Annotated in this window: 17 protein-coding genes; 6 read left to right on the forward strand and 11 right to left on the reverse strand. The window is 67.1% G+C overall.

Going from position 1 to position 18,565, the window contains the following annotated elements; all coding sequences use genetic code 11:
• Positions 1 to 17: 17 nt before the first annotated feature.
• On the forward strand, positions 18 to 908 hold the full coding sequence (locus CFB49_RS14190) for an ABC transporter ATP-binding protein (protein WP_089435551.1): 891 nt from the start codon (positions 18 to 20) through the stop codon (positions 906 to 908).
• Positions 901 to 1,683 (forward strand): metal ABC transporter permease, encoded by a 783-nt coding sequence (locus CFB49_RS14195; protein ID WP_089435841.1) that lies wholly within the window; start codon positions 901 to 903, stop codon positions 1,681 to 1,683. Before CFB49_RS14190 ends, CFB49_RS14195 begins: the two co-directional genes overlap by 8 nt.
• Before the next feature lie 24 nt (positions 1,684 to 1,707).
• Here the strand turns inward: CFB49_RS14195 and CFB49_RS14200 are convergent, their stop codons facing one another.
• The 3 genes from CFB49_RS14200 to CFB49_RS14210 all read right to left on the reverse strand — a co-directional run bounded on the left by CFB49_RS14200 (position 1,708) and on the right by CFB49_RS14210 (position 4,217).
• The gene (locus tag CFB49_RS14200) at positions 1,708 to 2,043 is read right to left on the reverse strand and encodes a hypothetical protein (protein ID WP_143328592.1); all 336 of its coding nucleotides are present in this window, start codon (positions 2,041 to 2,043) and stop codon (positions 1,708 to 1,710) included.
• A 202-nt stretch (positions 2,044 to 2,245) separates the two neighbouring features.
• Positions 2,246 to 3,094 carry an S-formylglutathione hydrolase gene (gene fghA, locus CFB49_RS14205; protein WP_089435553.1) on the reverse strand — a complete coding sequence of 283 codons (849 nt, stop codon included), beginning with the start codon at positions 3,092 to 3,094 and terminating at the stop codon, positions 2,246 to 2,248.
• A gap of 16 nt (positions 3,095 to 3,110) precedes the next feature.
• Positions 3,111 to 4,217: an S-(hydroxymethyl)glutathione dehydrogenase/class III alcohol dehydrogenase gene (locus tag CFB49_RS14210; protein WP_006483756.1), complete on the reverse strand. Its 1,107-nt coding sequence runs from the start codon at positions 4,215 to 4,217 to the stop codon at positions 3,111 to 3,113.
• An 89-nt stretch (positions 4,218 to 4,306) separates the two neighbouring features.
• On the opposite strand from CFB49_RS14210, the gene CFB49_RS36315 reads away from it, so the two are divergent.
• Positions 4,307 to 4,447, forward strand: coding sequence for a hypothetical protein (locus CFB49_RS36315; protein WP_179234902.1), 141 nt, complete (start codon positions 4,307 to 4,309; stop codon positions 4,445 to 4,447).
• Here CFB49_RS36315 and CFB49_RS14215 read toward each other — a convergent pair.
• Positions 4,431 to 5,882 (reverse strand): xylulokinase, encoded by a 1,452-nt coding sequence (locus CFB49_RS14215; protein ID WP_089491614.1) that lies wholly within the window; start codon positions 5,880 to 5,882, stop codon positions 4,431 to 4,433. The two genes, CFB49_RS36315 and CFB49_RS14215, sit on opposite strands and share 17 nt — an antisense overlap.
• A 439-nt stretch (positions 5,883 to 6,321) precedes the next feature.
• Here CFB49_RS14215 and CFB49_RS14220 point away from each other — a divergent pair, with 439 nt between their 5' ends.
• Positions 6,322 to 7,698 carry a nucleobase:cation symporter-2 family protein gene (locus tag CFB49_RS14220; protein WP_050016976.1) on the forward strand — a complete coding sequence of 459 codons (1,377 nt, stop codon included), beginning with the start codon at positions 6,322 to 6,324 and terminating at the stop codon, positions 7,696 to 7,698.
• Positions 7,699 to 7,892: 194 nt separating this feature from the next.
• Here CFB49_RS14220 and CFB49_RS14225 read toward each other — a convergent pair whose 3' ends face one another.
• The 3 genes from CFB49_RS14225 to CFB49_RS14235 are packed head-to-tail and all read right to left on the reverse strand — an operon-like array spanning position 7,893 to position 13,903.
• Positions 7,893 to 9,413 (reverse strand): efflux transporter outer membrane subunit, encoded by a 1,521-nt coding sequence (locus CFB49_RS14225; protein ID WP_089435556.1) that lies wholly within the window; start codon positions 9,411 to 9,413, stop codon positions 7,893 to 7,895.
• Positions 9,413 to 12,613 (reverse strand): efflux RND transporter permease BpeB, encoded by a 3,201-nt coding sequence (gene bpeB, locus CFB49_RS14230; RefSeq protein WP_089435557.1) that lies wholly within the window; start codon positions 12,611 to 12,613, stop codon positions 9,413 to 9,415. Before bpeB ends, CFB49_RS14225 begins: the two co-directional genes overlap by 1 nt.
• Before the next feature lie 15 nt (positions 12,614 to 12,628).
• Positions 12,629 to 13,903, reverse strand: coding sequence for an efflux RND transporter periplasmic adaptor subunit (locus CFB49_RS14235; protein WP_089435558.1), 1,275 nt, complete (start codon positions 13,901 to 13,903; stop codon positions 12,629 to 12,631).
• Between the two features lie 398 nt (positions 13,904 to 14,301).
• Between CFB49_RS14235 and CFB49_RS14240 the strand changes: the two genes are divergently transcribed.
• Positions 14,302 to 14,943, forward strand: a complete 642-nt coding sequence (locus tag CFB49_RS14240; protein ID WP_089491615.1) for a TetR family transcriptional regulator — start codon at positions 14,302 to 14,304, stop codon at positions 14,941 to 14,943.
• Positions 14,944 to 14,980: 37 nt separating this feature from the next.
• On the opposite strand, the gene CFB49_RS14245 is transcribed toward CFB49_RS14240, so the two are convergent.
• On the reverse strand, positions 14,981 to 15,646 hold the full coding sequence (locus CFB49_RS14245; protein ID WP_089491840.1) for a cysteine hydrolase family protein: 666 nt from the start codon (positions 15,644 to 15,646) through the stop codon (positions 14,981 to 14,983).
• 152 nt (positions 15,647 to 15,798) lie between these two features.
• Between CFB49_RS14245 and CFB49_RS14250 the strand changes: the two genes are divergently transcribed.
• Positions 15,799 to 16,812, forward strand: a complete 1,014-nt coding sequence (locus CFB49_RS14250) for a helix-turn-helix domain-containing protein (protein ID WP_089491616.1) — start codon at positions 15,799 to 15,801, stop codon at positions 16,810 to 16,812.
• A 51-nt stretch (positions 16,813 to 16,863) separates the two neighbouring features.
• Here the strand turns inward: CFB49_RS14250 and CFB49_RS14255 are convergent, their stop codons facing one another.
• The 3 genes from CFB49_RS14255 to CFB49_RS14265 all read right to left on the reverse strand — a co-directional run bounded on the left by CFB49_RS14255 (position 16,864) and on the right by CFB49_RS14265 (position 18,525).
• The gene (locus CFB49_RS14255) at positions 16,864 to 17,571 is read right to left on the reverse strand and encodes a CoxG family protein (protein WP_089435561.1); all 708 of its coding nucleotides are present in this window, start codon (positions 17,569 to 17,571) and stop codon (positions 16,864 to 16,866) included.
• Positions 17,572 to 17,599: 28 nt separating this feature from the next.
• Positions 17,600 to 17,959 carry a DUF427 domain-containing protein gene (locus CFB49_RS14260; RefSeq protein WP_089491617.1) on the reverse strand — a complete coding sequence of 120 codons (360 nt, stop codon included), beginning with the start codon at positions 17,957 to 17,959 and terminating at the stop codon, positions 17,600 to 17,602.
• A 128-nt stretch (positions 17,960 to 18,087) separates the two neighbouring features.
• A complete protein-coding gene (locus CFB49_RS14265) occupies positions 18,088 to 18,525 on the reverse strand; it encodes a carboxypeptidase-like regulatory domain-containing protein (protein ID WP_069621480.1) in 438 nt (145 codons plus the stop codon).
• Positions 18,526 to 18,565 lie beyond the last annotated feature (40 nt).

Consider the following 18,565-nt stretch of genomic DNA (forward strand, 5'->3'; position numbering starts at 1 on the left):
AAGACGACCGTTACGACATGACCGCCACTCCCCACGCCCTCGCACTCGATCGCGTCACGCTCGAACTGGGCGGCCGCACGATCCTGCGCGACGTCAGCTTCTCGATCGAGCCCGGCGAATTCGTCGGCGTGCTCGGACCGAACGGCGCGGGCAAGACGACGCTGATGCGCGCGGTGCTCGGCCTCGTCCCCGTGTCGGCCGGCACGCTGTCGGTCGGCGGCGTGCCGGTCGCGCGCGGCAACGCGTCGATCGGCTACATGCCGCAGATCAGAAGCGGCCTCGCGAACCGCCGGATGCGCGGCTACGATTTCGTCGCGATGGCCGCCGACGGCCATCGCTGGGGCCTGCCGCACACGAACGCGGCCACGCGCCGCGACGTCGATCGCGTGCTCGATCTCGTCGGCGGCCCGTCGCTCGCGCGCCGGCCGCTGTCCGAACTGTCGGGCGGCGAACGGCAGCGCCTGCTGCTCGCGCAATGCCTGCTCGGCAACCCGAAGCTGCTGCTGCTCGACGAGCCGCTGATCAGCCTCGATCCGAACCACCAGCGCGGCGTCGTCGAACTCGTGCGCAACGTGCAGCGCGAGCTCGGCATCACCGTGCTGTTCTCCGCGCACGAACTGAATCCGCTGCTGAACGCGCTCGACCGCGTGCTGTATCTCGGCAACGGCGTGGCCGCGCTCGGCACCGTCGACGAGGTGATCACGAAGCCCGTGCTGTCGAGGCTCTATGGATCGCCGATCGACGTGATGCGCGTGAACGGCAAGATCTTCGTGATGTCGGGCGACGTCGAAATCGAAAAGCACGATCACGAACACGAGGACGACGACGGCCATTCGCACGGCGGTGGCGGCGGCCACGGCCATCACCACCACGGACACGCTCATCCCGGGCATTCGCACGATGTTTGAATACGACTTCATGATCAACGCGTTCGCCGCGTCGGGGATCGTCGCGGTGCTCGCTGGCATCGTCGGCTATTTCCTGGTGCTGCGCGGGCAGACCTTCGCCGGCCACGCGCTGTCGCACGTCGGCTTCACCGGCGCGACGGGCGCGGTGCTGCTCGGCATCTCGCCGATCTGGGGGATGGTCGGCTTCACGCTCGCGGCCGGGATCGGCATGGGCGCGCTCGGCGAAAAGCTCGCGGGCCGCGACGTCGCGATCGGCGTGATCCTGTCCGGCGCGCTCGGCTTCGGCCTGCTGTTCCTGCATTTCTACACGTCGTTCGCGACGCAGGTCACCGCGCTGCTGTTCGGCAACGTGCTCGCGGTCAGTCACGACACGCTCGCGGTGCTCGCGGGCATCGGCGCGGTGAGCCTCGCCGCGCTCGCGCTGATCGCGCGGCCGCTGCTGTTCGCCTCGCTGCAGCCCGAACTCGCCGAAGCGAAGGGTGTGTCGCTCCGCACGGTGTCGATGCTGTTCCTCGCGGTATGCGCGCTCGCGGTGGCCGCGGCGACGCAGATCGTCGGCGTGCTGCTCGTGTTCACGCTGCTGGTTGGGCCGGCCGCGGCCGCGCAGAACGTGTCGACGCGACTGTCGACGGGTGTGCTGCTCGCCGCGCTGTTCGCACTGTTCGAAGCGTGGGCCGGCATCGTGCTCGCGTATCACACCGACTGGCCGACGAGCTTCTGGATCACCGCGCTGTCGGCGCTCGTGTACGGGGCGAGCCTGTTGCGCAGGGCATGACGACTCGCATGCGTGGGGATGGTGTTACGTGATCGTTTTCCATGCGCACACCGCCGTTGCCGCGAGCATCAGGAACCCGACCCAGGGTTTGGCGCCTGTGGCCCTGGACCTCGCGAGCAACACGATCTGTGTGATCGCAACCACCATGAGCAGTGCATAACTGACCAGCGTATGGTCGCCGGCTTCGCCCTTGATCGCGTCGAGCGCGACGGATGGATCGATTTCGTGCATCCACGCATACTTGTTCCCGGTGATCGTGACAACGACGAGCAATCCGATGACACATGCGACATGAATGACGAAGCGAAGGGGACGACCGTTCGGGGAATTGTTTAACACCTCGCCCTTCCTGTCGCTCATTCAGGCCAAAGCCTCGCTCAAACAAATTCACCACGATTAAATCGTCGGTCGTTATTCGGTGAATCGATTTGGCATCCTATAGAACGAGTACGAATTTGCGACGGCAGGTGATTTTTCCGGGCGAATGCCCCGGTAGAATGCGTAACGATGGATGACAGCCACGTCGCCCGTTGAAGCGCAACGACGTGGCGTCAGGGACGGCTCACCGCGCCAGCACGCGTGCGTGATGCGCGAGGTGATCGGCGATGAACGTCGAGATGAAGTAGTAGCCGTGGTCGTAGCCCGGATGGCGGCGCAGCGTCAGCGGCTGGCCCGCCTTCGCGCACGCGGCTTCGAACACGTCGGGGTTCAACTGGTTCGCGAGGAACTGATCGGCGAGCCCCTGATCGACGAGGATGCCGTCCGCGAACTTCGGCGCATCGGCGCGTGCGACCAGCTCGCTCGCGTCATGTGCCTTCCACGTCTCGCGATCGGCGCCGAGGTAGCCGGAGAACGCCTTCTCGCCCCACGGGCAGCGCGTCGGCGCGGCGATCGGCGCGAACGCAGACACCGACCGGTACAGGCCCGGATGACGCAACGCGAGCGTCAGCGCGCCGTGCCCGCCCATCGAGTGACCGAAGATGCCGAGCCGCGCGCCGTCGATCGGCAGTTCGGCCGCGACGAGTTCGCGCAACTCGCCCGTCACGTACGATTCCATCCGGTAATGCGTCGACCACGGCGCTTCGGTCGCATCGACGTAGAAACCCGCGCCGACACCGAAGTCCCACGCATCGGTCTCGCCCGGCACACCCGCGCCGCGCGGGCTCGTATCGGGCATCACGAGCGCGATGCCGTGCTGCGCCGCGTACTGCTGCGCGCCGCCCTTGATCGCGAACGTCTCGTCGGTGCACGTGAGTCCCGCGAGATAGAACAGCGCCGGCACGCGCCCGTGCGCAGCCTGCGGCGGCAGATACACCGAAAACTTCATCGGCAGGCCGATGGCCGCCGAATCGTGACGGTAGAAACGCTGCTCGCCGCCGTGGCATGCGTGCGCTGAAACGAGTTCGAGCATGGTCGCGCCCTCTCGATCAGTACAGCACGACCGAGCGGATCGACTCGCCGGCCTTCATCAGGTCGAAGCCTTCGTTGATCCGCTCGAGCGGCAGCGTGTGCGTGATCAGGTCGTCGATGTTGATCTTGCCTTCCATGTACCAGTCGACGATCTTCGGCACGTCGGTACGCCCGCGCGCGCCGCCGAACGCGGAACCCTTCCACTCGCGGCCCGTCACCAGCTGGAACGGACGCGTGCTGATCTCCTCGCCCGCTGCCGCCACGCCGATGATGAACGACTGGCCCCAGCCCTTGTGCGTGCATTCGAGCGCCTGGCGCATCAGCTTCACGTTGCCGACGCATTCGAACGAGTAGTCGGCGCCGCCGTCGGTCAGCTGCACGATGTGGTCGACGACGTTCTCGACTTCGTTCGGGTTGATGAAGTGCGTCATCCCGAACTTCTTCGCGAGCTCGACGCGCTTCGGGTTGATGTCGACGCCGATGATCTTGTCCGCGCCGACCATCTTCGCGCCCTGGATCACGTTCAGGCCGATCCCGCCGAGGCCGAACACGACCACGTTCGCACCCGCCTCGACCTTCGCCGAGTACACGACCGCGCCGACGCCCGTCGTCACGCCGCAGCCGATGTAGCAGATCTTGTCGAACGGCGCGTCCTCGCGCACCTTCGCGACCGCGATTTCCGGCACGACGATGTAGTTCGAGAACGTCGACGTACCCATGTAGTGGAACAGCGGCTTGCCGTCGAGCGAGAAGCGCGACGTCGCGTCGGGCATCAGGCCCTTGCCCTGCGTCGCGCGGATCTTCTGGCACAGGTTGGTCTTGCGCGACAGGCAGAACTTGCACTCGCGGCATTCGGGCGTGTAGAGCGGAATCACGTGGTCGCCCTTCCTCACGGTGCCGACGCCGGGGCCGACGTCGACCACCACGCCCGCGCCTTCATGGCCAAGGATCGCCGGGAAGATCCCTTCCGGATCGGCGCCCGACAGCGTGTAGTAGTCGGTGTGGCAGATGCCCGTCGCCTTCACTTCGATCAGCACTTCGCCGGCGCGCGGCCCTTCGAGATCGACTTCCTCGATCGTCAGCGGCGCACCGGCCTTCCATGCAATCGCGGCTTTCGTTTTCATCGTGTCACTCCTGTGTGTCTGTGAGGTCGGCCCGGGCCGGCGCGTCGACGCCGGCCGGGGTTTCATGCAAGGCGTAGAAACCGTGCCGCATGGCACGGCGCAACAATATCGTGCTCGCCATGATGGCCGCTCCCGCCGCGCATCGCGTGCGCGAAACGGTCGTCGGCTTGCCAGGATGCGTCATCGCTGGCGCAAAAGAACAAGCGTCCGAGTTTAAACGCCCGTCGTGAACCATGCATCCGTGCGCGCGTACAGATCGACGAAGCGCGCATGGCGTGCGGCCAGCAGACGGTCGTCGTGCGGTGCCGCGACCGGCGATGCGCTCGGCGCCAGCGCGCGCAACGCCTCTTCACGCCAATGCCCGATCGCGACGCCCGCGAGCAATGCGGCGCCGCGCGTCGCGGCGTTCGGGCAATCGATCGCGTGCAGCGACGCGCCGAGCGCATCGGCAAGCAACTGGCGCCAGCGCGGATCGACCGAGCCGCCGCCCGCGAGGCGCAGCGTCGTCACCGCGTCGCGACGATCGGCGTCGCGGATCGCATCGAGCCCCGCGCGCAGCGCGAACGCGACGCCTTCGAACGCGGCGCGCATCATTGCGCCGCGCGTGTCGCCGAGCCCGAGGCCGAGCCAGCCGCCGCGCGCATCCGGATTCATCCACGGCGAACGCTCGCCGGTCAGGTACGGCAGGAAGCACAGCCGCTCGGACGCCGGTTGCGCGAACGCGTCGTCATAGGCATCGGCCCATCGCGCGTAGCCAAGCCAGCCGCGCACGGCTTCGAGCGCGAGCCCGACGTTCTGCATCGCCGCCATCGTGTAATAGCCGCCGCCCGTCGCCGCACGATAGCGATGCAAGCCGCGCCGCGCGGGCGGCAACGCATCCGCGAGCACGACGATCTGCCCACCGCTGCCGGTCGTCAGCAACGCATCGCCTGCCGCGGCCAGTCCGCTGCCGAGCGCCGCGCACGCGGTATCGGCCGCGCCCGTCGCGAGCGGCACGCCGGCCGGCAGACCGAGCGCGGCTGCGGCCTGCGCGCCGAGCACGCCACAGCGCGCCGTGGACGCGCGAACCGGCGCGAAGCGGTCGGCCGGCAGGCCGAGCGTGTCGATCAATGCACTGTCCCACGCGCCGTCGGGCGTCGCGAGCGCCGTTGCGCACGCATCGCTCGGGTCCGCGGCGACGTCACCGCCGAGCGCGATGCGCAGCCAGTCCTTCGGCTGCACGGCCCAGCGCGCGGCGCGCAGCGCGTCGGGCTCGTGCAGTGAGAGCCAGCGCAACAGCGGGCCCGCCATGCCGGGCGCGACGGGGTTCGGGACGACGGGTAATCCGGCGACGGGCCAGCCGGCCGCGTCCGCCTCGCGCACCGCGCGCGTGTCGGGCCACAGCAGCGCGGGCCGCACCGGCTGGCCGGCCGTGTCGATCAGCACGACGCCATGCATCTGGCCCGAAAAGCCGATCGCCGCGACCTGCGCACGCTCGTCGGCCGGCAGCCGCGCGGCCGCGCGCACGAGCGCCTGCCACCACGCGTCGGGCGCGATTTCCGCCCAGCCGGGCTGCGGCGACGACAACCCGTAAGGTTCGCTCGCGACGGCCCGCTCGACGCCGTCGGCATCGAGCGTGACGAGTTTGACGGAGCCGGTGCCGAGGTCGATTCCGAGCAGGCGCATGAGGTAAGCGGGATTCGAATGAACGGATGTCGATGATAACGGGATCGCGATGCGCGCCCCGCTTTTTGCCGCCGCTTCGACGCATCGAACGTGCGGTCTGGCCGCCGCGTTCCACCGGGCTGCACCTTGCACGCAAAAGCGGCCGTTCGCGGGTTAACCCGGCACGATTTGCGCACACCGCTTTTTGCCACTATGCGGCCCGCCCGATACACACCATAAAGCACCCCATATTTGACAGGGGGGCCGGCGCTATTTTGAAGCGCTATAAAACCGGTACACCTCACTCCCGCGGCAGTTTCCCGATGATCGCCCCCCTGTTCCATACCGAAATGGCATATCGAACCAGCAAAGAACGGAATAGAACCCAGTGCTCTTGTTGCATGGATTCAATCCGAATAACTTCGTATCACCCCGAAAACAAGATCATGGAGTGAGACAGATGCAATCGAACACGGTCCATCCGTGCGATGAGGTGCTGCCGACCGGCAAGCTGGTAACGCTTGGCCTGCAACACGTCCTCGTCATGTACGCCGGCGCCGTCGCCGTGCCGCTTATCGTCGGCGCGGCGCTCAAGCTGCCGAAAGACCAGATCGCGTTCCTGATCAGCGCCGATCTCTTTTCGTGCGGCATCGCCACGCTGATCCAGACGCTCGGCCTGTGGATCTTCGGGATCCGCCTGCCCGTCATCATGGGCTGCACGTTCGCGGCCGTCGGCCCGATGATCGCGATCGGCACGAACCCGGGCCTCGGCATTCTCGACATCTTCGGTTCGACCATCGCGGCCGGCATCATCGGCATCGTGCTCGCGCCGACGATCGGCAAGCTGTTGCGGTTCTTCCCGCCCGTGGTGGTCGGCACGGTGATCGCGGTGATCGGGCTGTCGCTGATGGAAGTGGGCATCAACTGGGCGGCCGGCGGCGTCGGCAATCCCGAGTACGGCAGCCCTGTCTATCTCGGCCTGTCGCTGCTCGTGCTCACGCTGATCCTGCTGATCAACAAGTTCGGCCGCGGCTTCATCGCGAACATCTCGGTGCTGCTCGGCATCGTCGCCGGTTTCGTGATCGCGTTCGCGATCGGCCGCGTGAATACGGAAGGCGTGTCGCTTGCACCATGGGTCGGCTTCGTGATGCCGTTCCACTTCGGCTGGCCGCACTTCGACCCGTTGTCGATCGTGACGATGGTCACGGTGATGTTCGTCACGTTCATCGAATCGACCGGCATGTTCCTCGCGGTCGGCGACATGGTCGATCGCCCGGTCAACCAGGAGCGCCTCGTGCGCGGCCTGCGCGTCGACGGCCTCGGCACGCTGATCGGCGGCATCTTCAACTCGTTCCCGCATACGTCGTTCTCGCAGAACGTCGGCCTGATCGGCGTGACGGGCGTGAAGAGCCGCTTCGTGTGTGCGACGGGCGGCGTGATCCTCGTGCTGCTCGGGCTGTTCCCGAAGATGGCGCAGGTCGTCGCGTCGGTGCCGCCGTTCGTGCTCGGCGGCGCAGGCATCGTGATGTTCGGGATGGTCGCCGCGAACGGCATCAAGGTGCTGTCGAAGGTCGACTTCGTGAACAACTCGCACAACCTGTTCATCGTCGCCGTGAGCGTCGGGATGGGCCTCGTGCCGGTCGTGTCGCCGCACTTCTTCTCGAAGCTGCCGCCCGCGCTCGCGCCGATCCTGCACAGCGGTATCCTGCTCGCGTCGGCGTCGGCCGTGATCCTGAACATCGTGTTCAACGGCGTGAAAGGCGAAAAGGATGCGCGCTGCGAGATTCGGCGCGCGGGGCACGACTTCGACGGACGGCCCGCCGACGTACACCACTGATTGCGCCGCGCCGAACGACGGCTCAACGCAGTAACGAAAAACGCCACGGCATGCCGTGGCGTTTTGCTTGATTCACCGCGCGATCCGACAGCGCAAGAGAAAACGCCACGGACTTTCGTCCGTGGCGTTTTCTCTTGCGCATACAGCCGGTTCGAAGCGCAAGCGCGGTAACCCGCGCCCGCCCTTCTCGGTGCTTACCCGTTCGCTGCCGCCGACGCAGGCGCAGGGGCCGCCGCCTTGTCGTAGTCGACCGGTGCATCCGGCGCGCGCGGCGCTTCGCCCGCGCGCTGGATCCAGCCGCCGCCGAGCGCGCGGTACAGATCGACCAGATTCGTCCAGCGCGCCAGGCGCGCGCTGATCAGCGACTGCTGTGCGGAGTACAGATCCGTCTGCGCGGTCAGCACCGACAGGTAGCTGTCCACACCGTTCTTGTAACGCAGGTCGGACAGATCGAAGCGACGCTGCTGCGCGTGCTCGTTGCGCTCCAGCGCCGCGATCTGCTGGTCGTACGTGCCGCGTGCGGCAAGCCCGTCCGACACTTCGCGGAACGCCGACTGGATCGCCTTCTCGTAGTTCGCGATCTCGATGCGCTTCTGCACGTTCGCGAGATCCAGGTTCGCGATGTTCTGCCCGCCCTCGAAGATCGGCAGTGCGATGTTCGGCGCGAACGACCACGCCGCCGTGCCGGCCTTGAACAGGCCGCCCAGCGTCGGGCTCGCGGTGCCGAACGCGGCTGTCAGCGAGATCTTCGGGAAGAATGCCGCACGCGCCGCGCCGATGTTCGCGTTCGCGGCCAGCAGCGTCTGCTCGGCCTGCATCACGTCCGGACGACGCGTGAGCAAGTCCGACGGCAGGCCAGCCGGCACGTCCGTCAGCAGGTTCTGCGCGTCGAGCGGCATGCCCGCCGGCAGGTCGTCCGGCAGCGGCTCGCCGATCAGCAGCACCAGCGCGTTCAGCGCCTGCGCGCGAGCGCGTGCCTGCGCCTGCTGGTTCGCAAGCGCCGTCTCGACCACCGTCTGCGCCTGACGCAGCTCGAGCTCGGAACCCGTCCCGTTGTCGAATTGCAGCTTGGTCAGGTCGTACGACGCCTGCGCGGTCTTCAGCGTGTCCTCCGTGACCTTCAGCAGGTCATCGGTCGACAGCAGCGTCAGGTACTGATCCGCCACCTGCGACACCAGCGAGATCTCGGACGCCTGCCGTGCGTACGACGTCGACAGGTACTGCGCGAGCGCCTGGTCCTTCAGGCTCTGCACGCGACCGAACAGATCGAGCTCCCACGACGCCGACAATCCGACGTTGTAGGTACGCGAAATCAGCGGCTGGCCCGTCTGCGATACGCCGGCCGGGAAACGCTGGATGCTGCCCGTGCCCGTACCGTCGAGCGTCGGGAACAGCCCCGCGCGCGTGATCTGGTACTGCGCACGCGCGGCCTCGATGTTCAGCACCGACACGCGCAGGTCGCGATTGTTTTTCAGCGCGATCTCGATCAGCCGCTGCAGGCGCGGATCGACGAAGAACTCGCGCCAGCCGATGGCAGTCGCCGCCTGGCCGTTCGCGCTGCGCGCGCCGGCCGCGCCGGGCTGCGTCGCGTAGACGCCGCCGGCCGGGTACGCCTGCGCGACGGGCGCGTCGGGCCGCTTGTAATGCGGCGCCATCGTGCAGCCCGTGGCAAAGAGCGCGACTGCGATTGCAGTCAAAGCGTGTTTTTGCATCATCACTGTCCCTTGTTGCCTTGGTCGCCGTTGCCCGGCTTCTCTTCGTGGTGCGAGTGCTCCTGAGCCAGGCGCAGCGCCTCGTCGGCATCTTCCTTCTCGCCGCTGAAGATCGCACGGATCTTCACGAAGAACATCGGGATCATGAAAATCGCGAGGAACGTCGCCGTGATCATCCCGCCGATCACGCCCGTGCCGATCGCATGCTGGCTGGCCGAACCCGCGCCGTTGCTGATCGCGAGCGGCAGCACGCCGAGAATGAACGCGAGCGACGTCATCAGGATCGGGCGCAGCCGCAGGCGCGCCGCTTCCAGCGCGGCCTCGATCGGCCCCATCTTCTCCGTCTGCTGCAGTTCGCGCGCGAATTCGACGATCAGGATCGCGTTCTTCGCGGACAAGCCCACGGTGGTCAGCAGGCCGACCTGGAAGAACACGTCGTTCTCGAGGCCACGCATCGTGGCCGCAAGCAGCGCACCGATCACGCCGAGCGGCACGACCATGATCACCGAGAACGGGATCGACCAGCTTTCATACAGCGCCGCGAGACACAGGAACACGACGAGGATCGAGATCGCGTACAGAATCGGCGCCTGCGAGCCCGACTGGATTTCCTGGAACGACAGGCCCGTCCACGAATAGCCGATACCGACCGGCAGTTTCTTCGCGAGCGTTTCCATCGCCGCCATCGCCTGACCGGTCGACTTGCCCGGTGCGGCCTGGCCCTGGATTTCCATCGCCGACACGCCGTTGTAGCGCTCGAGCTTCGGCGAACCGTACGTCCAGTGACCGGTCGCGAACGCGCTGAACGGCACCATCCCGCCCGACCCGTTGCGCACGTACCAGATGTTCATGTCTTCCGGCGTCATCCGGAACGGCGCGTCGGCCTGCACGTACACCTTCTTGATCCGGCCGTCGGTGTCGAGGAAGTTGTTCACGTACTTCGACGCCCACGCGATCGAGAACGTCTGGTCGATCGCATCCGCCGTCACGCCCAGTGCATTCGCCTTCTCGCGGTCGATGTCGACCTTGTACTGCGGCGTGTCGTTCAGGCCGTTCGGACGGACACCCTGCAGCGTCGGATCCTTCGACGCCATCCCGAGCAGCTGGTTACGCGCGGCCATCAGCGCATCGTGGCCGAGACCGGCGTTGTCCGTCAGCTCGAAGTCGAAGCCGGCAGCCGTACCGAGTTCCGGAATCGACGGCGGGTTGAACGGGATCACGAGCGCGTCCTTGTAGCTCCCGTAACGACCGAACATCCGGCCGATCAGCGCCTGCACCTTCTGGTTCGCATGCTGACGCTGCGAATAGTCCTTCAGGCGCACGAACACGAGACCGGAGTTCTGGCCGCGGCCCGCGAAGCTGAAGCCGTTGACCGTGAACGCCGATTCGACGATTTCCTTCTCGTCCTTCAGCAGGTAGTCGGAAATGTTCGCGAGCGTCTTCGCGGTCGTTTCCTGCGTCGAACCCGACGGCGTCTGCACGATCACGAACATCAGGCCCTGGTCTTCATCGGGCAGGAACGACTTCGGCAGGCGCACGAACAGCAGCCCGACCGCGACGATCACGACCAGATAGATGATGAGCCAGCGGCCCGAGCGCTTGATCACGTGGTGCACGCCGACGTGGTACTTGTCGCGGCTGGTGTTGAACGTGCGGTTGAACCAGCCGAAGAAGCCCTTCTTCTCTTCGTGATGCCCTTGCGGGATCGGCTTGAGGATCGTCGCGCACAGTGCCGGCGTCAGAATCAACGCGACCAGCACCGACAGCACCATCGCCGACACGATCGTCAGCGAGAACTGACGATAGATCGCGCCGACCGACCCGCCGGAGAACGCCACCGGCACGAACACCGCCGACAGCACGAGCGCCACGCCGACGAGTGCGCCAGTGATCTGGCCCATCGCCTTCCTGGTCGCCTCCTTCGGCGACAGCCCCTCTTCCGCCATCACGCGCTCGACGTTCTCGACCACCACGATCGCGTCGTCGACCAGCAGGCCGATCGCGAGCACGAGACCGAACATCGACAGCGTGTTGATCGAGAAGCCGACCATCGACATGATCGCGAACGTACCGAGCAGCACGACCGGCACCGCGATCGTCGGGATGATCGTCGCGCGCAGGTTCTGCAGGAACAGGTACATCACGAGGAACACGAGCACGATGCCTTCGAGCAGCGTCTTGACCACTTCCTCGATCGACAGCTTCACGAACGGCGTCGTGTCGTACGGATACTTCACGACGAGGCCGTGCGGGAAGAACGGTGCGAGCTCGTCGATCTTCGCGCGCACGGCCTTCGCGGTCGCGAGCGCGTTCGCGTTGGTCGCGAGCTGGATACCGAGTGCCGCGGTCGGCTGACCGTTGTACTTCGTGTCGAAGTTGTAGTTTTCGCCGCCGAGGCCGATCTGCGCGACGTCCTTCAGGCGAACCTGCGAGCCGTCCTGGTTGACCTTCAGCAGGATGTTGCCGAACTGCTCGGGCGTCTGCAGCAGCGTCGATTCGGTGATCGTCGCCTGCAGCACGGTGCCCGGCTTCGCCGGCGTGCCGCCGATCTGGCCGCCCGCGATCTGCACGTTCTGCGCGGTGATCGCCGAGCTGACGTCGACCGGCGTGAGGCCGTAGTTGGTCAGGCGGTTCGGGTCGAGCCAGATCCGCATCGCGTACTGCGAGCCAAACAGCGTGACGGTACCGACGCCGTTCAACCGGCTGATCGGATCCTTCACGTGCGACGCCACGAAGTTCGCGAGGTCGTACTTGTTCATGCTGCCGTCTTCGGAGTTGAAGGCGAGCACCAGCAGGAAGCTGCTGCTCGACTTCGTGACCGACAGACCGAGCTGCTGCACGACCTGCGGCAGAACCGGCGTCGCGAGCGACAGCTTGTTCTGCACCTGGACCTGCGCGATGTCGGCGTTGGTGCCCGGCGCGAAAGTCAGCGTGATCGTTGCGTTGCCCGAGTCGTCACTCGTCGACGACATGTACAGGAAGTTGTCGAGACCGCTCATCTGCTGCTCGATCACCTGCGTCACCGTGTCTTCCACCGTCTTCGCGGAAGCGCCCGGGTAGTTCGCGGTGATCTGGATCGATGGCGGCGCGATCGTCGGATACTGCGAGATCGGCAGCGTGAAGATCGCCGCAACCCCGGCCAGCATCAGGATGATGGCGATCACCCACGCGAAGATCGGGCGATCGATAAAAAACTTTGCCATGAAACAGGCTCCCTGTTATTTCGCGCTCGAGGCAGCGGCAGCACTCGCCGGCGCGGCGCCCGATGCGGCGGCACCGGAAGCGGCAGCGGCGCCGGACCCGGCGGCGGCCGGCGCGGCGGGGGCAGCAGCACCCGAGGCGGCATCGGCCGCCGGTGCGAGCTGCGCGGGGACCGTCTTCACGGTCGCGCCCGGGCGCACCTTGTCGACGCCTTGCACGATCACGTGATCGCCCGCCTGCAGACCGCCTTCGACGATCCAGTTCTGGCCTTGCATGCCGGTGGTCTTCAGCGGACGCGGCTCGACCTTGTTGCTGGCGTTCACCACCATCGCGATCGCCTGCCCCTTCTGGTCGTGCGTGACGCCGATCTGCGGCACCAGGAACGCGTTCTCGTTCACGCCTTCCTCGATCCGCGCACGCACGAACATCCCCGGCAGCAGCACCTTGCCCGGGTTCGGGAACACCGCGCGGATCGTCACCGAGCCGGTGGTCTGGTCGACCGTCACGTCCGAGAACTGCAGCTTGCCGGCTTCCGAATAGGTCTTGCCGTCTTCCAGGATCAGCGACACCTTCGCCGCGCCCGGGCCGCTCGTCTTCAGACGGCCGCTCTGCACGTCCTGACGCAGCTTCAGCCCTTCGAGGCTCGACTGCGTGAGGTCGACGTACACCGGATCGAGCTGCTGCACCGTCGACATCAGCGTCGCCTGGCTCGCCTGCACGTATGCGCCCGGCGTCACTTGCGAGATGCCGACGCGGCCGCTGATCGGCGACACGACGTCCGTATAGCCGAGGTTGATCTGCGCGGTGTCGACCGCCGCCTTGCCGGCCGCGACGTCCGCCGCGGCCTGGCCCTGCGTGGCGACCGCGTTGTCGTAGTCCTGCTTGCTGACCGCGTTCGCGGCGACCAGCACCTTGTAGCGCGCGACCAGCGCGTTCTGCGTGACCAGGTTCGCCTGCGCCTTCGCGAGCGTCGCCTTCGCGCTGTTCAGCGCGGCGATGTACGGCGCCGGATCGATCTTGTAGAGGCGCTGACCGGCCTTGACGTCGGTACCTTCGGTGAATTCGCGGCGCAGCACGATGCCGTCGACCCGTGCGCGAACCTGCGCGACGAGGAATGCACTGGTGCGGCCCGGCAGGTCGGTGAAGACCGGTACGGCTTGCGGCTGGACGGTGACGACGCCGACTTCCGGCGTTTGCGGCGGCGGTGCCGATTCTTTCTTCCCGCACGCGGCCAGGAAAACGGCGGCCGTCGCGACAGTGATTAAGCGGTATGGAACCCGTTCGACGCGCATGGAGCGACCTCTGTGTATAACCAATGGAATGAGTGCCGCGCCCGAGCGGAGCGCAACACGGATGCGCCTCGCGGCGCTGATCGAACACCTGAATTACTGGACTACTGGATACAGCAAGTCGGCACGAGACCTCCATGCCGACGGGATGCCGCGAACTGCGGACAAGTACTAGGGCGGGAATCAGCAGAGTGGGATATTAACTGATTGCCACTTGGGTCATTCGATCGTAGGGTGGTATTGTATATACATTCACGAATGTATGTAAAAAGCCCGTTTGTACGCCACCGGCTGTCTAGTCTTACGAATTGTTACCGGAAGCAAGCATAGCCCGTCTGCATGACGGCGACGAGGGGTGGCGACCCTCTATTCACCGACGATCGATCCAATCAGGCCTGCACATGGTCAGACGTACCAAGGAGGAGGCACTCGAGACGCGCAATCGCATTCTCGACGCCGCCGAACACGTGTTCTTCGAGAAAGGCGTGTCGCACACGTCGCTCGCGGACATCGCCAAGCACGCCGGCGTGACGCGCGGCGCGATCTACTGGCATTTCGCGAACAAGACCGAACTGTTCGATGCGATGTTCGACCGCGTGTTCCTGCCGATCGACGAACTGAAGCGGATGCCGCTCGACGCGCCGGGCGGCAATCCGCTCGAGAAGGTGCGCCAGATCCTGATCTGGTGCCTGCTCGGCGTGCAGCGCGACCCGCAGCTGCGGCGCGTGTTCAGCATCCTGTTCATGAAGTGCGAATACGTCGCGGACATGGAGCCGCTGCTGCAGCGCAACCGCGCGGGGATGAGCGAGGCGCTGCACATGATCGACGCCGATCTCGCGGTGGCCGTGGGGCTCGGGTTGCTGCCCGAGCGGCTCGATACGTGGCGCGCGACGCTGATGCTGCACACGCTCGTCAGCGGCTTCGTGCGCGACATGCTGATGCTGCCCGACGAGATCGACGCCGAGCAGCATGCGGAAAAGCTCGTCGACGGCTGCTTCGACATGCTGCGCTACAGCCCGGCGATGCTGAAGGACGGCGACTGAGCGCGCGGCGCATCGCGCGCCGCGCCGCCGCGCCGGGTCAGGCCGCCTTCGCGCGCCGCGCGCGGGCCCGCCGGTTCGACGCGGCCACCGAATCGCGCGCCGGCATCGGCGCGCCGGCCAGTCCCGCGATCCACGCGTCGGTCGACATCACCGCCGCGAAATTCGACTGGAACACCACCCCGTACGCGCGATGAATCTCTTCCGCGCTCACCGCACCCGCTTCGTTCTCGTAAGGCAGCGTGCCCGTCGCGTCGTTCAGGTACTCGACCTTCAGCCCCGCATGCGCCGCGTGATAGACCGTCGACGCATTGCAGTTGTGCGTCATGTAGCCGGCCACCGCGAGCGTGTCGATCCCGTGCGCGTCGAGCCACGCGGCGAGATCGGTGCCGGCGAACGAGCTTGCGTGCGCCTTTTCGATCCGGTGCGCGTACGGCCGGCTGGCGACCACCGCGTGCAGCGCGACGCCGTCGCTGCCGGGCGCGAAGATCGGCGCGCCGGCCGGCGCGACGTGCTGCACCACGATCACCGGCACGCCGGCCGCGTGCGCGGCGTCGATCGCACGGCCGATGTTCGCGAGCGACACGTCGAGCGGCGGATATTCGATCGGCAGGTTGCCCGTCACGTATTCGTTCTGGACGTCGATCACGATCAGTGCGCGGCGGTTGGCGGGACGGGAAGCGGAATGCGGGACGGTGTTCGACATGGCGGGCTCCTGGTCGGGAGGCGCTGCCCCGCCCCGGAGCGGGGCGGCCAGCAGTGCGATGCGATGCATTGTCGGACCGCGTGGCGTGCGCCGATAGTGGCCCGATAGCCATTCTTCGATAAAATCGGGCCATCGCCGTTCCGGAGTCCGCCATGCCCGCCGCCGCGTCCATCCCGTTTGCCACGTCCGCACCGACCGTCGTCGCCGTGATCGCGTACGACGGCATCAGCCCGTTCCACCTGTCGGTGCCGTCGGTCGTGTTCGGCAAGGAACGCGATGCGGCCGTGTCGCCCGTGTTCGAATTCCGCGTCTGCTCGGCCGAGCGCGGCCCGCTCGCGACGACGGGCGGCTTCACGATCACCGCGCCGTACGGGCTCGACGCGCTCGACGATGCGGATATCGTCATCGTGCCTTCCTGGCGCGACCCGGACGAAACGCCGCCCGACGCGCTGCTCGATGCAGTGCGTGCGGTCGCCGCGCGCGGCGCCGAGCTCGTCGGCCTGTGCCTCGGCGCCTACGTGCTCGCCGCGGCCGGCCTGCTCGACAGCCGCCCGGCCACCACGCACTGGGCGTGGGCCGACGATTTCGCACAGCGCTTTCCGCGCGTGAAACTCGATCCCGACGTGCTGTACGTAAGCGACGGCAACCTGATGACGTCGGCCGGCACGGCGGCAGGCCTCGACTGCTGCCTGCACGTCGTGCGGCGGCGCTTCGGCTCGGACGCCGCGAACCGGATCGCGCGCCGCCTCGTGATCCCGCCGCACCGCCAGGGCGGCCAGGCCCAGTACGTGCCGCAGCCGGTCGCCGCGCACCCGCGCGACGCCCGGCTCGCGAGCCTGCTCGATTGGGTGCGCGCCCATCTCGACGCCGCGCACAGCGTCGATTCGCTCGCCGAACGCGTGCTGATGAGCCGGCGCACGTTCACGCGCCACTTCCGCCAGGCGACGGGCACGACCGTCACCGCGTGGCTGCAGGCCGAGCGGCTCGCGCGCGCGCAGCACCTGCTCGAAACCACCGGACAATCGATCGACGCGATCGCGCAGGCGGCCGGCTACGGCTCGAGCGTGTCGCTGCGCCAGCATTTCGCGGGCGCGCTCGGCACGTCGCCGTCTGCGTATCGAAGGGAATTTCGCGGCGCCGGCACCGGTGCCGACGCGGGACGGTGACGCCCGCCGCGCGGGCGGCGGACACGTCGTGACGCAAAGCCGGGCAGCCGCTCAGCCGCCGTTGAACCAGCGTGCCGCGTAAAGCAGCAGCGCGACGAACACGATCATCACCGCCCACGCCCACACGGGCACCGTGCCGGAATCGCGATGCCGGAGCGCGCTCGCCGCCCGCCCGCTCAGCGTGCCGCCGAGGTGCGGCGGCAGCGAACGCTTCGTTGCGGCCATCAGCGATGCCGGCCGCAGAAATACATGCTGGCGTCGCTGTGCGGGGGCGCTCGCGCGATTCGGGGCGAGGCCGTGCTTCGCCTGCACGACCGCGCAGAACTCACGGAAGAACGTGTCGGTCCATTCGCGCAGCGCATTGTCGATCTGCCGCCCCGGCAACTCCGCGAGCGGCCCGCTCGCCGTCGCCCAGACCACGTACTCGATTCGCGTGGCGGTCGCCTCGTCATCCGGCATCAGCACGAGTTCGACCTGGCCGCGCAGCGCGCCGAGGCCGTCGGCCCGCGCCTTGAAGTTGAGCACGCGGCGCGACTGCCCTTGCGCGTCGCCCTGCTCGGCGGCCGCATGCGCGCGCACGTCGTAGCGGGCGCGCAGCGGGCCGAGCGGCACCGTGATCGTCAGCGCGAACTCGCCGTGCGCGAGTTTCACGAACGATTCGCAATGATCGAAGCTCGCCCGCAGCAGCGCGAGATCCTCCAGCGCTTCCCGCACGACAGGCGGCGCGAGCGGTACGCGTAACGTGTCGTTCAATTCCATGACGCCTCCCCGATGAACGCGCGCCGCATCAGGACGTCTCGACGAGACTGTCGACCCGTGCGACATCGAAGGTGACGTAGTGCGCGAGCACGGCGGCCGCCTCCTTCGGTTCTTCGTAACTCCATGCGGCGTTCTCGATCACGCCGTCTTCCGTCTGCAAATCGAAATGTACGGCCTGCCCCCTGAACGGGCAGGCTGTCGTGACGCCCGATTTCACGAGCCGGTGCATGTTGACGTCGCTGCGCGGCAGGTAGTGGATGTCCGGGAGCCCCGCTTCACGCACGGTCAGCGCGCCGTGCGAATCGGCATACGTGATGCCGCGATGGATCACGCGCACGCGATGACGGTTCGGCACGATTTCGAGTCGGGGGTCGGCTGCATCGGACATCGTTTCTCCTTCGGGCGGCCGCCAGGCCGGGCAGGAAACGAAAAAGCCACGGCACGCATGCCGTGGCTTTCATTATGGGCGAAACTGCGTCCGATTGCGCGTCCCGGGCCCGGACCGCGCGCCGGCGGCTACTGCGCACTCCACTGGAACGCGGCTTTCGCGCCGCCCTTCGCGCCGACCGTGACGGCGCGCGATTCATCGCTGCCCTGGTACGACGCATGCACCGTATAGCGCCCCGGCGGCAGCTTCACCAGCATGTACGGCCCGCGCGCGTCGGTCGCCAGCACCTCGGTGCCCTTGCCGTCGACGATCCGGACATGGACGTCGGCCAGGAACTCGCCGCCCTTGCCGGTGAAGCGCAGCGCGAGCGGCCATGACGCCTCGTTATTCTGGAATGCCGTCGACTGGTCCTTGCCGATACCGCCCGACACATAGCTGATATCGCCTTGCTGGCTCGCGGCGGGCAGACCGTCCGACTGCGCGTACGCGCCGGTCGCACCGGCCGCGAGGCCGACGGTCAGCGCCGCGGCGACGGCAAATCGGGACACGTTGCGTAGATATTGCATGGCTCTCTCCTTGGGGTCGGAACACATACGGGGCGCAGCG

Origin of the sequence: Burkholderia sp. AU17457, assembly GCF_002223255.1 — a bacterium.
Taxonomy (GTDB): domain Bacteria; phylum Pseudomonadota; class Gammaproteobacteria; order Burkholderiales; family Burkholderiaceae; genus Burkholderia; species Burkholderia sola.

Excerpts from the sequence above, each read along its gene's own strand:
- CFB49_RS14190 (WP_089435551.1), top strand. The coding sequence starts at position 18 with ATGACCGCCACTCCCCACGCCCTCGCACTCGATCGCGTCACGCTCGAA.
- CFB49_RS14195 (WP_089435841.1), top strand. The coding sequence starts at position 901 with ATGTTTGAATACGACTTCATGATCAACGCGTTCGCCGCGTCGGGGATC.
- CFB49_RS14200 (WP_143328592.1), bottom strand. The coding sequence starts at position 2,043 with ATGAGCGACAGGAAGGGCGAGGTGTTAAACAATTCCCCGAACGGTCGT.
- fghA (WP_089435553.1), bottom strand. The coding sequence starts at position 3,094 with ATGCTCGAACTCGTTTCAGCGCACGCATGCCACGGCGGCGAGCAGCGT.
- CFB49_RS14210 (WP_006483756.1), bottom strand. The coding sequence starts at position 4,217 with ATGAAAACGAAAGCCGCGATTGCATGGAAGGCCGGTGCGCCGCTGACG.
- CFB49_RS36315 (WP_179234902.1), top strand. The coding sequence starts at position 4,307 with ATGGCACGGCGCAACAATATCGTGCTCGCCATGATGGCCGCTCCCGCC.
- CFB49_RS14215 (WP_089491614.1), bottom strand. The coding sequence starts at position 5,882 with ATGCGCCTGCTCGGAATCGACCTCGGCACCGGCTCCGTCAAACTCGTC.
- CFB49_RS14220 (WP_050016976.1), top strand. The coding sequence starts at position 6,322 with ATGCAATCGAACACGGTCCATCCGTGCGATGAGGTGCTGCCGACCGGC.
- CFB49_RS14225 (WP_089435556.1), bottom strand. The coding sequence starts at position 9,413 with ATGATGCAAAAACACGCTTTGACTGCAATCGCAGTCGCGCTCTTTGCC.
- bpeB (WP_089435557.1), bottom strand. The coding sequence starts at position 12,613 with ATGGCAAAGTTTTTTATCGATCGCCCGATCTTCGCGTGGGTGATCGCC.
- CFB49_RS14235 (WP_089435558.1), bottom strand. The coding sequence starts at position 13,903 with ATGCGCGTCGAACGGGTTCCATACCGCTTAATCACTGTCGCGACGGCC.
- CFB49_RS14240 (WP_089491615.1), top strand. The coding sequence starts at position 14,302 with ATGGTCAGACGTACCAAGGAGGAGGCACTCGAGACGCGCAATCGCATT.
- CFB49_RS14245 (WP_089491840.1), bottom strand. The coding sequence starts at position 15,646 with ATGTCGAACACCGTCCCGCATTCCGCTTCCCGTCCCGCCAACCGCCGC.
- CFB49_RS14250 (WP_089491616.1), top strand. The coding sequence starts at position 15,799 with ATGCCCGCCGCCGCGTCCATCCCGTTTGCCACGTCCGCACCGACCGTC.
- CFB49_RS14255 (WP_089435561.1), bottom strand. The coding sequence starts at position 17,571 with ATGGAATTGAACGACACGTTACGCGTACCGCTCGCGCCGCCTGTCGTG.
- CFB49_RS14260 (WP_089491617.1), bottom strand. The coding sequence starts at position 17,959 with ATGTCCGATGCAGCCGACCCCCGACTCGAAATCGTGCCGAACCGTCAT.
- CFB49_RS14265 (WP_069621480.1), bottom strand. The coding sequence starts at position 18,525 with ATGCAATATCTACGCAACGTGTCCCGATTTGCCGTCGCCGCGGCGCTG.